Annotated in this window: 9 protein-coding genes; 2 read left to right on the plus strand and 7 right to left on the minus strand. The window is 72.9% G+C overall.

Features of this window, described 5'->3' with window-relative positions; translation table 11 throughout:
- Nucleotides 1-45: 45 nt before the first annotated feature.
- Nucleotides 46-1,404, minus strand: a complete 1,359-nt coding sequence (locus tag ACF07V_RS25720; RefSeq protein WP_392157639.1) for a diaminobutyrate--2-oxoglutarate transaminase — start codon at nucleotides 1,402-1,404, stop codon at nucleotides 46-48.
- A gap of 648 nt (nucleotides 1,405-2,052) precedes the next feature.
- On the opposite strand from ACF07V_RS25720, the gene ACF07V_RS25725 reads away from it, so the two are divergent.
- Together ACF07V_RS25725 and ACF07V_RS25730 are read left to right on the plus strand one after the other, a co-directional pair.
- Complete coding sequence (locus ACF07V_RS25725; protein WP_392157513.1) at nucleotides 2,053-3,228, plus strand: trypsin-like serine peptidase; 1,176 nt, start codon at nucleotides 2,053-2,055, stop codon at nucleotides 3,226-3,228.
- A 157-nt stretch (nucleotides 3,229-3,385) separates the two neighbouring features.
- Nucleotides 3,386-4,558, plus strand: coding sequence for a trypsin-like serine peptidase (locus tag ACF07V_RS25730; RefSeq protein ID WP_392157515.1), 1,173 nt, complete (start codon nucleotides 3,386-3,388; stop codon nucleotides 4,556-4,558).
- 172 nt (nucleotides 4,559-4,730) lie between these two features.
- Here the strand turns inward: ACF07V_RS25730 and hflX are convergent, their stop codons facing one another.
- The 6 genes from hflX to miaA all read right to left on the minus strand — a co-directional run bounded on the left by hflX (nucleotide 4,731) and on the right by miaA (nucleotide 13,372).
- Nucleotides 4,731-6,221 (minus strand): GTPase HflX, encoded by a 1,491-nt coding sequence (gene hflX, locus ACF07V_RS25735; RefSeq protein WP_392157517.1) that lies wholly within the window; start codon nucleotides 6,219-6,221, stop codon nucleotides 4,731-4,733.
- Nucleotides 6,222-6,345: 124 nt separating this feature from the next.
- A complete protein-coding gene (locus ACF07V_RS25740) occupies nucleotides 6,346-7,836 on the minus strand; it encodes a M1 family metallopeptidase (protein WP_392157519.1) in 1,491 nt (496 codons plus the stop codon).
- A gap of 409 nt (nucleotides 7,837-8,245) precedes the next feature.
- Nucleotides 8,246-10,387, minus strand: coding sequence for a RelA/SpoT family protein (locus ACF07V_RS25745; RefSeq protein WP_392157521.1), 2,142 nt, complete (start codon nucleotides 10,385-10,387; stop codon nucleotides 8,246-8,248).
- Between the two features lie 175 nt (nucleotides 10,388-10,562).
- Nucleotides 10,563-11,435 carry a diaminopimelate epimerase gene (gene dapF / locus ACF07V_RS25750; RefSeq protein WP_392157523.1) on the minus strand — a complete coding sequence of 291 codons (873 nt, stop codon included), beginning with the start codon at nucleotides 11,433-11,435 and terminating at the stop codon, nucleotides 10,563-10,565.
- 374 nt (nucleotides 11,436-11,809) lie between these two features.
- Nucleotides 11,810-12,325: a hypothetical protein gene (locus ACF07V_RS25755; RefSeq protein ID WP_392157641.1), complete on the minus strand. Its 516-nt coding sequence runs from the start codon at nucleotides 12,323-12,325 to the stop codon at nucleotides 11,810-11,812.
- Nucleotides 12,326-12,433: 108 nt separating this feature from the next.
- Nucleotides 12,434-13,372 (minus strand): tRNA (adenosine(37)-N6)-dimethylallyltransferase MiaA, encoded by a 939-nt coding sequence (miaA, locus tag ACF07V_RS25760; RefSeq protein ID WP_392157525.1) that lies wholly within the window; start codon nucleotides 13,370-13,372, stop codon nucleotides 12,434-12,436.
- Nucleotides 13,373-13,377 lie beyond the last annotated feature (5 nt).

The raw sequence follows: 13,377 nt of genomic DNA on the forward strand, positions 1-13,377 counted from the left end.
GTTCACGGGGGCTTCCTTGGGGGTGGGGGCCGGGGCGGTCCGGGGTCAGCGGGACGGGCCGGAGGCGTTCCGGGGGGCCGTGGCCCGGGGGGAGGCGGGCATGTGGGGGGTGTGGGCCCGTTCGGCTGCGGCGAGGGCGTCGGCGAAGCGGTCCAGGACGGCGTCGGCCTGCTCGTCGGTGAGGGTGAGCGGGGGCAGGAGCCGGACCACCGCCGAGTGGCGGCCGCCGAGTTCGACGATGAGTCCGCGGGCGAGGCACTCCTGCTGGACGGCGAGGGCCAGGGCGGGCGCGGGAGGAGGGACGGGGTCGTCCGGGCCGGCCGCTTCGGGATCGACGAGTTCGACGCCGATCATCAGGCCTCGGCCGCGGACGTCGCCGACGCAGGGGTGTGCGGCGGCAAGGCCCTGGAGGCGGCCGAGGATACGGGCACCCAGGGTGCCGGCCCGTTCGGCGAGCTTGTTCTCGCGGACGTACGCGAGGGTGGCCGTGCCGGCGGCCATGGCGAGCTGGTTGCCGCGGAAGGTGCCGGCGTGGGCGCCGGGTTCCCAGGCGTCGAGCTCCGACCGGTAGACGATGACCGCGAGCGGGAGGGAGCCGCCGATGGCCTTGGAGAGGACCATCACGTCGGGTACGACGCCGCTGTGTTCGACGGCCCAGAAGGTGCCGGTGCGGCCGACCCCGGTCTGGACCTCGTCGACGACGAGGGGGACGGAGCGCTCGGCGGTGATCCGGCGCATCCGGCGCATCCAGTCGTCGGGGGCGGGGATGACTCCGCCCTCGCCCTGCACGGCCTCGACGATCATTCCGGCGGGGGTGGTGACGCCGCTCTTGGGGTCGTCGAGGAGGTTCTCGGTCCAGCGGGCGGCGAGTTCGGCGCCGCGCTCTCCGCCGACGCCGAAGGGGCAGCGGTACTCCTGCGGGTAGGGCAGCCGGGTCACGCGGACGTCGCTGGCGCCTCCGGAGGCGTCGAGGGCTCCGGCGGTCATGCCGTGGTAGGCGCCGGTGAAGGCGAGGAGCCCGCTCCGGCCGGTGGCCGTCCGGACGAGTTTGAGGGCCGCCTCGACCGCGTCCGTGCCCGCCGGTCCGCAGAACTGGATCCGGGCGTCGTCGGCGAGTTCGCCGGGGAGGGTGGCGAACAGCTCGGAGGTGAAGGCGTCCTTGACGGGGGTGGCGAGGTCGAGGACGTGGAGCGGCGCCCCGGAGTCGAGGACCTTCCTGATGGCTTCCAGGACCACGGGGTGGTTGTGGCCGAGGGCGAGCGTCCCTGCGCCGGAGAGGCAGTCCAGGTAGCGGCGGCCGTCGGCGCCCTCGATGGTCAGCCCCCGGGCCCGTACGGGGACGATCGGCAGGGAGCGGGCGTAGGTGCGGGCGGCGGACTCGCGCTGGGACTGGCGGCGCAGGATGCCCTCGTACTCGCTCCCTCGGACCGTCCGGTCCCCCGGGTCCCTCCGGTCCGACCGGCCCCTCTGGTCCGACCGGCCCCTCTGATCCGACCGGTCCCTCTGGTCCGGCTGGCCCCTCTGGTCCGACCGGTCCCTCTGATCCGGCCGGCCCCTCTGATCCGACCGGTCCCTCTGGTCCGGCTGGCCCCTCTGGTCTGACCGGTCCCTCTGATCCGGCTGGCCCCTCTGGTCCAGCTGGTCCGGATCGTCCGGCTGGTCCGTCGGCCGGGTCTGCGTGCTCGCGGCCGGTGGGACGGCCGGAGCTGATTCGGTCACGGCCACGGCTGGGTGTCCTCCCGCTGTAACAGTTGCGTTGCACATCGGGACGTCGTGAAGCCGCCGCAAGGGCCGCCTTGAGCGCCGCCGTTGTGTCCCCCGTACGTACCAACGACGGGAACTGCCGGGGATCACGGGCCGGGAGGCAGGAACTTGGCGTGTCCCGGATCACGGCACGACAACGGCTGAACGGTGCCCGGAACCGTGGACGGGCCGCGTACCGTCCCCTCCGGCACCGGCATAGTGGGGGCCGTCGGTCGTGTCCGTGAGGTCCCGGCCGGTGTTCGCCCATGCACCATGCACAAGTTGACGTAGTCCCAGGGGGATCACGAGATGCGATCGATTCGTCCGCTGCTGATGGCGGCTTCCGCCGTCGCGGCGCTGACGCTCACCGTCACGGCCTGCGGTCCGAGCGAGGACAACGCGGGAGGGGACAAGCCCGTCGCGCCGGCGAGCCTGGACCCGGACAAGATCAAGATTCCGGAGGACCTGAAGGACCGCCTGAAGGAACACGGGATCGACCTCGACAAGTGGCGGAACGGCGAGTGGAAGAACTGGGACCGCGACAAGTGGCTGCGTGAGGCCAAGGACTTCGTCAACCCGATCATCGAGGACCTCTGGGACCCGGACCGGATGCGCGAGGCCGAGCGCCCCGACAAGCCGGTCGAGGAGGAGGACATCTCGGGCGACAAGGGTGTCACCGACCCGACGCCGGACCCGGTGAAGGCGAAGGCCGTGGCGGCGAAGTACCACGACAACGCCCCCGAGTCCGGCAAGGTCTTCTTCGACGGCCCCGAGGGCTCGATGGTCTGCTCGGCCACGGTCGTGCAGGACCCGGCGCACCCGGGCAAGTCCAACCTGGTCTGGACGGCCGGCCACTGCGTGCACAAGGGCAAGGAGGGCGGCTGGTACCGCAACATCGCCTTCGTGCCCTCGTACAACGACGCGGCGATGGAGACCGCCCAGCTGGAGAAGGCGACGCGCGAGCAGATCGCCCCGTACGGCGTGTGGTGGGCTGACTGGGTCAAGACCTCCGACCAGTGGATCGCCGAGGGCGCGTCCACCGGTGGTGCCGGCGCTCCGTACGACTTCGCGGTCATCAAGGTGACCCCGGAGAAGGGCTCCTCGGGCAAGTCGCTGGAGGAGACGGTCGGTTCGGCGCTGCCGGTGGAGTTCAACGCCCCCGCGGTGCCGAAGATCGCGAGCCTGACGGCGACCGGCTACCCGGCGGCGCCGCCGTTCGACGGCCAGAAGGCGTTCCAGTGCCAGGACAAGCCGGGCCGGCTGTCCCTGAAGGCCGAGCAGCCGACGATGTACCGGATCGGCTGCACGATGACCGGTGGTTCGTCGGGTGGCGGCTGGGTCGCCAAGGGCCAGGACGGCAAGCCGGCGCTGGTGTCGAACACCTCGATCGGCCCGTCGACGGCCGGTTGGCTCGCGGGTCCGCGCCTCGGGCCCGAGGCCAAGGCCATCTACGACGAGGTCAGCAAGAAGTACGCCGGCCAGTAGGCGCGGTGGTAAGCACGGCCGGTAAGCACGGCCGGTAGGTACGGCACGGCACGGAGGCGGGACCAACGGGTCCCGCCTCCCCCCGTGTTCCGCGCGACCGGCATACTGTGCACCGCTTCATGACACGTCCATGGCAATACCAACGGGGAATACATTCATGCGTTCCGTACGACTCCTACCCGCCGCCCTCGGCCTGGTCACCGCGCTCGCGCTGACCGCCACGGCCTGCGGGCCCACCGAGACCCCGGCCGACGGCAAGCCGTCCGCCGGAGCGAGCAGCTCCGCCTCGGCCGCCGACGGCGGTGACGCCGGCTCCGACCTCACCAAGGACCTCGCCGACAAGCTCAAGAAGCACGGCGTCGACCTGGACAAGTGGAAGAACGGCGAGTGGAAGAACTGGGACCAGGACACCTGGCTCCGTGAGGCCGAGGACTTCGTCAACCCGGTCATCGACGGACTCTGGGACCCGGCGCGCATGCAGTCGGCGAAGAGCCCGGACCAGACGATCACCGCGCAGGCCGGCAGCGGCGGCACGGACCCGACGCCCCGGCCCGTGAACGCCCAGCGCGAGAAGACGCCGTACCACCGCAACGCCGCACCGGTCGGGAAGATCTTCTTCGACTCGCCCGAGGGCTCCATGGTCTGCTCCGGCACCATCGTGAAGGACCCGCGCCGGCCCGGGAAGTCGAACCTGGTCTGGACGGCCGGCCACTGCGTCCACGCGGGCAAGAAGGGCGGCTGGTACCGCAACATCACCTTCGTCCCGGCCTTCAACGACCTGGGCAAGTCCCCCGCCGCGCTGCAGAACGCGCAGCCTCACGAGGTGTACCCGTACGGCCAGTTCTGGGCCGACTGGGCCGTGACCTCGGGCGAGTGGATCAACGCGGGCGGCACCAACCAGGCCTGGCCGTACGACTACGCCGTGCTGCACGTGCAGCCGGAGCGCGGCGGGAAGTCCCTGGAGGAGACCGTCGGCGTCGCCCTGCCGGTCGACTTCTCCGCGCCGACGGCCGCGCAGTCCGGGACGATGGGCGCCTGGGGCTACCCGGCGGCGCCGCCGTACAACGGCATGATCATGCACAAGTGCCTCGACCGTCCCACGCGGCTCACCACGGCTCCGGCCACGCCGACGATGTACCGGATCGGCTGCACGATGACCGGTGGCTCCTCGGGCGGCGGCTGGTTCCGCGTGCTGCCCAACGGCAAGACGGCGCTCGTGTCGAACACCTCGATCGGCCCGGCCGGCGGGAACGGCTGGCTCGCCGGTCCGCAGCTGGGCCAGAACGCCAAGGCCGTCCACGAGATGGTCAGCAAGAAGTTCGCCCGCTGACCCGAGCGACACCCGAGGGCACTGATTCGGGCAACGCCGAAGGGCCCTGACCCGGACAACACCGAAGGGCCCTGACCCGCACAACACCGAAGGGCCCTGACCCGGACAGAACCGAAGGGCGCTGCCCCTCCCGCGACGGGAGGGGCAGCGCCCTTGGTCGTACTGCCGTGAATCAGTGCGCGGCCGGAACGTACGGCGCGAGCAGCGCCGCCAGTTCCTCGTGCACCCGGGCCTTGAGCAGGGTGCCCTCCGGGGTGTGCTCCTCGGAGTCCACCTCGCCCTCGGCGTGCACCCGCGAGACGAGACCGCCCTGCGTGTACGGCACGAGGACCTCCAGCTCGACCTCCGGGCGCGGCAGCTCGGAGTCGATGAGCGCGAGCAGCTCGTCGATGCCCTGGCCCGAACGGGCCGAGACCACGATGGAGTGCTTCTCCATCCGCAGCAGGCGCTGGAGCACCAGCGGGTCGGCCGCGTCGGCCTTGTTGACGACGACGATCTCCCGCACGTTCACCGCGCCGACGTCGCGGAAGACCTCGCGCACGGCGGCCAGCTGCTCCTCCGGGGCCGGGTGCGAGCCGTCCACCACGTGCAGGATGAGGTCGGACTCGGCGACCTCCTCCATGGTGGAGCGGAACGCCTCGACCAGGTGGTGCGGCAGGTGCCGGACGAAGCCGACGGTGTCGGCCAGGGTGTAGATCCGGCCGGTGGGCGTCTCGGCCCGGCGGACGGTCGGGTCGAGGGTGGCGAACAGCGCGTTCTCCACGAGCACGCCCGCGCCGGTGAGCCGGTTGAGCAGGGAGGACTTGCCGGCGTTGGTGTATCCGGCGATGGCGACCGACGGCACCTTGTTGCGGCGGCGCTCCTGCCGCTTGATGTCGCGGCCGGTCTTCATCTCGGCGATCTCCCGGCGCATCTTCGCCATCTTCTCGCGGATGCGGCGCCGGTCGGTCTCGATCTTGGTCTCACCGGGACCACGAGTGGCCATGCCGCCACCGCCGCCGCCACCCATCTGACGGGAGAGCGACTGACCCCAGCCGCGCAGTCGCGGCAGCATGTACTGCATCTGCGCGAGCGCGACCTGCGCCTTGCCCTCTCGGGACTTGGCGTGCTGGGCGAAGATGTCGAGGATGAGGGCGGTCCGGTCGACCACCTTCACCTTGACGACGTCTTCGAGGGCGATGAGCTGGCCGGGGCTGAGCTCGCCGTCGCAGACGACGGTGTCGGCACCGGTCTCGAGCACGATGTCGCGCAGCTCGCGCGCCTTGCCCGAACCGATGAAGGTGGCCGGGTCCGGCTTGTCGCGGCGCTGGATCACGCCGTCGAGGACGAGGGCGCCCGCCGTCTCGGCGAGGGCGGCGAGCTCCGCGAGGGAGTTCTCCGCGTCCTGCACCGTCCCGGAGGTCCAGACACCGACCAGCACGACGCGCTCCAGGCGCAGCTGGCGGTACTCGACCTCGGTGACGTCCTCGAGCTCGGTGGAGAGGCCCGCGACACGGCGCAGCGCCGCACGCTCGGAGCGGTCGAACTGCTCGCCGTCCCGCTCTCCGTCGATCTCGTGGCTCCAGGCGACGTCCTCTTCCATCAGGGCATCGGCCCGAAGGCTCTCGGTACGGCTCGTCTCCGCGAAGCTCTGGTCCTGGGAAGGGGAAGAAGAGGAGGTCATTGGGTCCTAACGTCGATGAGGAGATGTGTGTCTGTGCCGGTCACAACGCCTGCGGGCGCCGGAAGATTCCCGTCCGCGGCCGCGTCGCCGACCTGAAGATGGTGACACGGCCCCGCGGGGCCCGTCACCCGGGTTTCGGCGCGGTCCTCGCGGCAGCGGCGGGGCGGCTGCGCCAGTCCGGGTGCCCGGGCATGGCCGGGGTCTTGGCCTCGTACAGCCAGCCGTGGAGGAAGGCGGTGAGGTCCCGGCCGGCGACCTCGCCGGCGAGCGCGATGAAGTCGGCGGTGGTGGCGGTCCCGTCCCGGTGCTCGGCGACCCAGCGGCGCTCCAGGGTCCGGAAGGCCTCGGTGCCGATCTCCTGGCGGAGCGCGTAGAGGACGAGGGCGCTGCCGTCGTAGACGACGGGCCGGAAGAGGCTGATCTTGTGGTCGGGCGAGGGGGGCTCGGGGGCGGCCGGGGGGCCTCCGGCGGCCCGCCAGCCGTCGGAGGAGGCGTAGGCGGCCTTCATGCGGCGCTCCAGGGACTTGCCCGCGGTCTCCTCGGCGTACAGCGCCTCGTACCAGCTGGCGTGTCCCTCGTTGAGCCACAGGTCGGACCAGGCGCGGGGCGAGACGCTGTCGCCGAACCACTGGTGGGCCAGTTCGTGGACCATGACGGCGTCCACGTACCACTCGGGGTAGGCGGGCTCGGTGAAGAGGCCGCGCTCGAAGAGGGAGAGGGTCTGGGTCTCCAGCTCGAAGCCGGTGTCCGCGTCGGCGATGAGCACGCCGTACGTCTCGAAGGGGTACGGGCCGACCTGCCGCTCCATCCACTCCAGGTGGCCGGGGGTGCGGCGCAGCCAGGGCTCCATGAGCTGCCGGTCGGCGGTGGCGACCACGTCCCGTACCGGCAGCCCGTGGGGGCCCGCGCGGTGGACGACGGTGGAACGGCCGATGGAGACCTGGGCGAGCTCCGTGGCCATGGGGTGCCGGGTGCGGTACGTCCAGGTGGTGGTGGCGCCGTGGTCGACGCGGCCCTCGGGGAGCCCGTTGGCGACGACGGTGAGGTCGCTGGGGGCGGTGATCCGGAAGGTGAAGCGGGCCTTGTCGGCCGGGTGGTCGTTGGAGGGGAAGACCCGGTGGGCGGCGTCGGCCTGGTTGGCCATGGCGAGGCCGTCGCCGGTGCGGACCCAGCCGCCGGTGTCGGCGGGGCCGGAGGGGTCGCTGGTGTGGGTGACGGTGATCTCGACCTCCTCCCCCGTGTCGATCGGGGCGACCGGGGTGACGACCAGGTCCTCGCCGCTGCTGGTGTACTCGGCGGGCACGCCGTCGACGGTGACGGCGGAGACCGTGCCGTGGGTGAAGTCGAGGTTGAGCCGCTCCAGGTCCTCGGTGGCGCGGGCGTCGATGCGGGTGACGGCGGCGAGCGGCTTGGTGTTCACCCCCGGGTAGGTGAGGTCGAGGGTGTACGCGAGGACGTCGTAGCCGGGGTTGCCGAGGTGCGGGAAGAGCGGGTCCCCGATGCCGAGCGGCGCCGGGGCGGGCAACGCGGCGGCGACGAGCCCGGCGGAGGCGGCGACCAGGACGGCGGAGCGGAGCCACCGCGCGCGGGGCAGGGGGGTTCGGACGAGCGGCATGGGCCAGGGCCTTTCCGGAGGAATGGCCCTACGGCTACCAGGGCCGCCGCCGCACACCCGGACGGCGCGCGCGCCGGCCACTCGAAGGGGGTCACCGGAGGGGGTCACCCGAGAGCCGGGGTGACCGGTCGACCGAGGCCGGCCGCGCCGGTCACGCGAAGGCCGACACACGCAGGCGGTCACGCGAAGACCGGTCACCCGAAGGCCGTCACACGCAGGCGGTCGCGCGAAGGCTGGTCACCCGAAGGCCGGTCACGCCACGACCGTCACACGAAGGCCGTCACACGCAGGCCGTCACACGAGGCGGGTCACGCGAAGGCCGTCGCCCGAGCCCGGTCGCCCGAAGGTCCTCGACCGAAGGTCCTCGCGCGGAGCTCCTCGCCCGAAGGTCGTCGCCGCCGGCCGGGTGTCAGTCCAGGCCTCGGGAGTGGCGGGCGCGGCTGACGTCGTACACCCCGGGCACGTCCCGCATGGCCCGCATGAGGGCGGCGAGGCCGGCCACGTCGGGGAGGTGGAGGGTGTAGGTGTGGCGGACCCGCTGCTCGCTGGGCGGCTCGACGTTCGCGGAGACGACGGCGGCCCCGGAGGCGGCGATGGCCTCGGTGAGGTCGGCGAGCAGTCCGGGCCGTCCGAAGGACTCGGCGACGAGGGTGACCCGGCCCTGGGCGGTGTCGCCCCAGCGGACGGTGACGGGCTCGCGGCCGAGGTCGCGCATGGCGTCGACGGCGGCGCAGCGGGCGCGGTGGACGGTGACCGATCCACCGCGGACCCGGAAGCCGGTGATCTCGTCGGGCGGTACGGGGGTGCAGCAGCCCGCCGGGCGGACGGCCGCGGGCGGCTCGCCCTCCAGGTCGGCGTGGAGTTCGGCGCCGGGGCGCCGGTCGGCGGGGACGCTGGGCTGCGGCCGGGGGTCGGTGGGAGCGGCGGGGGGCGCGGCGCTCTCGGGGTGCGCCTGGAGCCAGCCGGTGATCGCGATCCGCGCGGCGGGGGTACGGGCGTGGTCGAGCCACTCCGGGGACGGCCCGGACACGGTGTCCTGGGCGAGGAGCAGCTGGACGGTGTCGCCGTCGCCGAGGACGGTGCTCAGCGGGGCGAGGCGGCCGTTGACGCGGGCGCCGAGGCAGGCGTGGGCGGCCTCGCCGTGCTGCGCGTACGCGGCGTCGACGCAGCTGGCGCCGGCGGGCAGGCTGATCGTGCCGGGGGCGCTGCCGTCGGCGCGGAAGACGGTGATCTCGTCGTCCTCGGCGAGGTCGGCGCGGAGCGAGGTCCAGAAGGTGTCGGGGTCGGGGGCGGACTGCTGCCAGTCGAGGAGCCGGGAGAGCCAGCCGGGGCGGGTGGGGTCGACGCGCTCGCCGTCGTCGGTCCCCGGGCCGGCGTTGTCCGGCTCCTGGCTTACGTGGGGGTTGCCGAGGGCGACGACTCCGGCCTCGGCGACCTTGTGCATGCGGTGGGTCCGGATGAGGACCTCGGCGACGGCGCCGTCGGGGGCCGCGATCGCGGTGTGCAGCGACTGGTACAGGTTGAACTTGGGGGCCGCGATGAAGTCCTTGAACTCGGAGATCACCGGGGTGAAACAGGTGTGGAGCTCGCCGAGGACCCCATAACAGTCGGCGTCCTCGGCGACCAGGACGAGGAGCCGTCCGAAGTCGCAGCCGCGCAGTTCGCCGCGCTTGAGGCGGACCCGGTGGACGGAGACGAAGTGCCGGGGGCGGACGAGGACTTCGGCGCCGATGCCGGCCTCGCGCAGGAAGGCGGTGACCTGGTCGGCGACGGCGCCGAGCTCGCCGGCGGCGTCGGGGTTGTCGGCGATGAGCGCGCGGGTGGTCTCGTACTCCTCGGGGTGGAGGATCGCGAAGACCAGGTCCTCCAGCTCGGTCTTGAGGGCCTGGACGCCGAGCCGCTCGGCGAGCGGGATGAGGACGTCACGGGTGACCTTGGCGATCCTGGCCTGTTTCTCGGGGCGCATGACGCCGAGGGTGCGCATGTTGTGGAGGCGGTCGGCGAGTTTGATCGACATGACCCGGACGTCGCTGCCGGTGGCGACGAGCATCTTGCGGAAGGTCTCGGGCTCGGCGGCGGCCCCGTAGTCGATCTTCTCCACCTTGGTGACGCCGTCGACGAGATAGGCGACCTCGTCGCCGAACTCCCGGCGCACCTGATCGAGGGTCACCTCGGTGTCCTCGACGGTGTCGTGGAGGAGGGAGGCGGTCAGGGTGGTGGTCTCCGCGCCGAGTTCGGCGAGGATGAGGGTGACCGCGAGCGGGTGGGTGATGTAGGGCTCGCCGCTCTTGCGGAACTGGCCGCGGTGCGAGGACTCGGCGAGGACGTACGCCCGGCCGAGCACCGTCGGGTCGGCCTCGGGATGGTGGGCGCGGTGCGCCTCCGCCACATGGCTGATGGCGTCGGGCAGCCGGTCACGGGGCGCCGGTCCGGCGGTGGCGTTCAGCAGGGCGGCGCGGCCGAGGCGGCGCAGGTCGATCCGGGCGCGTCCTCGTCTACGGACGGCCACTTCGGTGGGGGCGGCCTCGGGGTTGGTGGCCTCTGCGCTCATGGGGCACCTCCGGCAACGTCGACCGGCGGTGGGCGGGCCAGGCGTGCCCGGGGGGCCGGTGCTTGATGCTACCGACCCCACCACGTGGCGCAGTCACGCTCTCGCTCAGCGTGAATCGGATCACCCATTCGAGCGATAAATCAGTCGTTGACAGTTTCGATTCCGTCGCACGCGATCATGCCGTGAGCCACGTGGGGTCGACGGTGCCCTCGGCGACGATGACCGCGGGGCCGGTCATGTCGATGCGGCCGTCGGGGTGCTCGGTGATCACCAGGGTGCCGCCGAGGACGTCGACGGTGTACGTGACGGGGGTGCCGGACTCGGCGGGGTCGACGCCGTCCCGGCGGGCGGTGGCGACGGCGACGGCGCAGGCACCGGTGCCGCAGGAGCGGGTCTCGGACGCGCCGCGCTCGTGGACGCGCATGGCGACGTGGCGGGGGCCGCGGTCGGCGACGAACTCGATGTTCACGCCGTCCGGGTAGACCGCGGCCGGCTCGTACGGCGGCTCGTCGTACAGGTTGCCCGCGTGGTCGAGGTCCTCGACGAAGGCGACCGCGTGCGGGTTGCCCATGTTCACGTTGCGCGCGGGCCAGCTGCGGCCGTCGACGGTGACGGTGACCCCGTCCTCGGGGAGCACCGCGCGGCCCATGGCGACGGTGACGGAGCCGTCCTTGTCCAGGTGGACGTACTTGACGCCGCCCCGGGTGGCGACGGCGACCTCGCCGGCGGTGACGTGCCCCGCGTGCTCGAGGTAGCGGGCGAAGACCCGCACGCCGTTCCCGCACATCTCGGCGACCGAGCCGTCGGCGTTGCGGTAGTCCATGAACCACTCGGCCTCGTCGGCCAGGTGGCGCGCCTCGGGGTGGGCGGCGCTGCGCACGACGTGCAGCAGCCCGTCGCCCCCGATGCCGGCCCGCCGGTCGCAGAGCCGCGCCACGACGGCGGCGGGCAGGTCGACGGCGTTCTCCGCGTCGGGGACGATCACGAAGTCGTTCTCGGTGCCGTGGCCCTTGAGGAAGGGGAGCGGCGAGGTCTGCGTGCTGGTCACACGATCAACTGTACGGGTCGGGACCGACAGACGACGCGCCCTGTCCACAGGGCGGTCCCGCCGCCCCGGGCGCGCCCGGGTCCCGCCACCCCGGGCCCCCCTCCGCCCTGGCCCGCGCCGAGCTCCGTACCGGACGAGCGACTCCGTACGCGGGCGGGTGCGTAGTGGTTCAGCGCGGGGACGGCCGGCTCTTCCGTACGGGCGGGCGCGGGTGCGTAGTGGTTCAGCGCGGGGACGGGGCTCCTCCGTACGCGGGCGGGTGCGCCGTGGGTCAGCACGGGGGCGGGGGCTCCTCCGTACGGGCGCGGGTGCGTCGTGGTTCAGCGCGGGGACGGCCGGCTCCTCCCTACGGGCGGGCGCGGGTGCGTCGTGGGTCAGCGCAGGCGGGCGACGCGCCAGACGGCGAGGGCCACCAGGGCCGCGATCGTCGACACGTAGAGGGCGAGGACGCGCCAGTTCGGGCGCTCGCCGGAGCCGCGCTGCGGAAGGCCCGGCCAGGTGTAGCCGACCTTGCGGGCGGCCATCATGCCCCAGCCCGCCGCGCAGGAGCTGATCAGCAGACCGAGCATCGCGACGACGGCGCCGCCGTCCCCCGAGCCGAAGGCGAGCGGGAACGCGAACATCAGCGAGCCGACGGCGGCCAGGCCCACGATCGGGGCGAGCTGCCAGATCCGCAGCCGGCGCTGGGGGCGCAGCTCGACCTCGACCTCGTCGGCGTCGACCTCGACGGCCGTGCCCACGGCGTCGTCCGGACCGTCCGGGGTCAGCCCCGGGGCCGCCCCGACGGGAGCGTCGTCCGTCGGATGGCCCGGGGTGTCCTCCGACGGATCCGCCGTCGGGTCACCCAGGGCCGCCTCGTGCTGTTCTCTGTCGCGAGGGCCGGCCTCCATCGCCACGCGCCCTCCCCACTCGGACTTCACTTGGTCGATCGATGCTCGATGATGGCACGCTCATGACCGCCGAAATGACGGGCAGTGCGTCCCGATGCCATCACGTGATCAGGCTGTAACCGCTCGTTCGACCAACGACAGCGCCTCCCGCGGGAGTTCCCCGCGGTGATCCGCGGCCCCGCTGAGCCAGTGCACCCGCGGGTCGCGGCGGAACCACGAGTCCTGGCGGCGGGCGAAGCGCTTCGTGGCCCGCACGGTCTCGGCGCGCGCCTCGTCCTCGGTGCACTCCCCCGCGAGCGCCGCGAGGACCTGCTGGTAGCCCAGTGCGCGGGCCGCCGTGCGCCCCTCGCGCAGTCCCTGCGCCTCCAGGGCGCGCACCTCGTCGACGAGGCCGGCCTCCCACATCCGGTCCACGCGCGTGGTGATCCGCTCGTCGAGCTCGGGCCGCGCCACGTCGACGCCGATCTGGACGGTGTCGTAGACGGAGTCGGGGCCCGGGAGGTTGGCGGTGAAGGGCTTGCCGGTGATCTCGATCACCTCGAGGGCCCGGACGATGCGACGGCCGTTGCTGGGCAGGATCGCGCGGGCCGCCTCGGGGTCGGCCGCGGCGAGCCGGGCGTGCAGGACGCCGGAGCCGCGCTCCTCGAGCTCGGCCTCCAGGCGGGCCCGGACGGCGGGGTCGGTGCCGGGGAACTCCAGGGCGTCGACGGCCCCCCGTACGTACAGTCCGGAACCGCCGACGAGGACCGGGGTGCGGCCGGCCGCGAGCAGCCGGTCGATCTCGGCACGGGCGAGCCGCTGGTACTCGGCGACGCTGGCGGCCTCCGTCACGTCCCAGATGTCGAGGAGGTGGTGCGGGACGCCGCCGCGCTCCTCAAGCGTCAGCTTGGCGGTTCCGATGTCCATCCCCCGGTAGAGCTGCATCGAGTCGGCGTTGACGACCTCGCCGCCGAGCTGCTGCGCCAGGAATACACCCAGATCGGACTTTCCGGCTGCCGTGGGGCCGACGACGGCGATGACCCGCGGGGCGGGAGCTGCGCTTCTCACCGTCC

Source organism: Streptomyces sp. NPDC015661, assembly GCF_043077765.1.
Classification (GTDB): Bacteria; Actinomycetota; Actinomycetes; order Streptomycetales; family Streptomycetaceae; genus Streptomyces.

What these genes read in the sequence shown, in the direction of transcription:
- ACF07V_RS25745 (WP_392157521.1), bottom strand. Translation starts at nt 10,387, where the DNA reads ATGAGCGCAGAGGCCACCAACCCCGAGGCCGCCCCCACCGAAGTGGCC.
- ACF07V_RS25725 (WP_392157513.1), top strand. Translation starts at nt 2,053, where the DNA reads ATGCGATCGATTCGTCCGCTGCTGATGGCGGCTTCCGCCGTCGCGGCG.
- ACF07V_RS25755 (WP_392157641.1), bottom strand. Translation starts at nt 12,325, where the DNA reads ATGGAGGCCGGCCCTCGCGACAGAGAACAGCACGAGGCGGCCCTGGGT.
- ACF07V_RS25740 (WP_392157519.1), bottom strand. Translation starts at nt 7,836, where the DNA reads ATGCCGCTCGTCCGAACCCCCCTGCCCCGCGCGCGGTGGCTCCGCTCC.
- hflX (WP_392157517.1), bottom strand. Translation starts at nt 6,221, where the DNA reads ATGACCTCCTCTTCTTCCCCTTCCCAGGACCAGAGCTTCGCGGAGACG.
- ACF07V_RS25730 (WP_392157515.1), top strand. Translation starts at nt 3,386, where the DNA reads ATGCGTTCCGTACGACTCCTACCCGCCGCCCTCGGCCTGGTCACCGCG.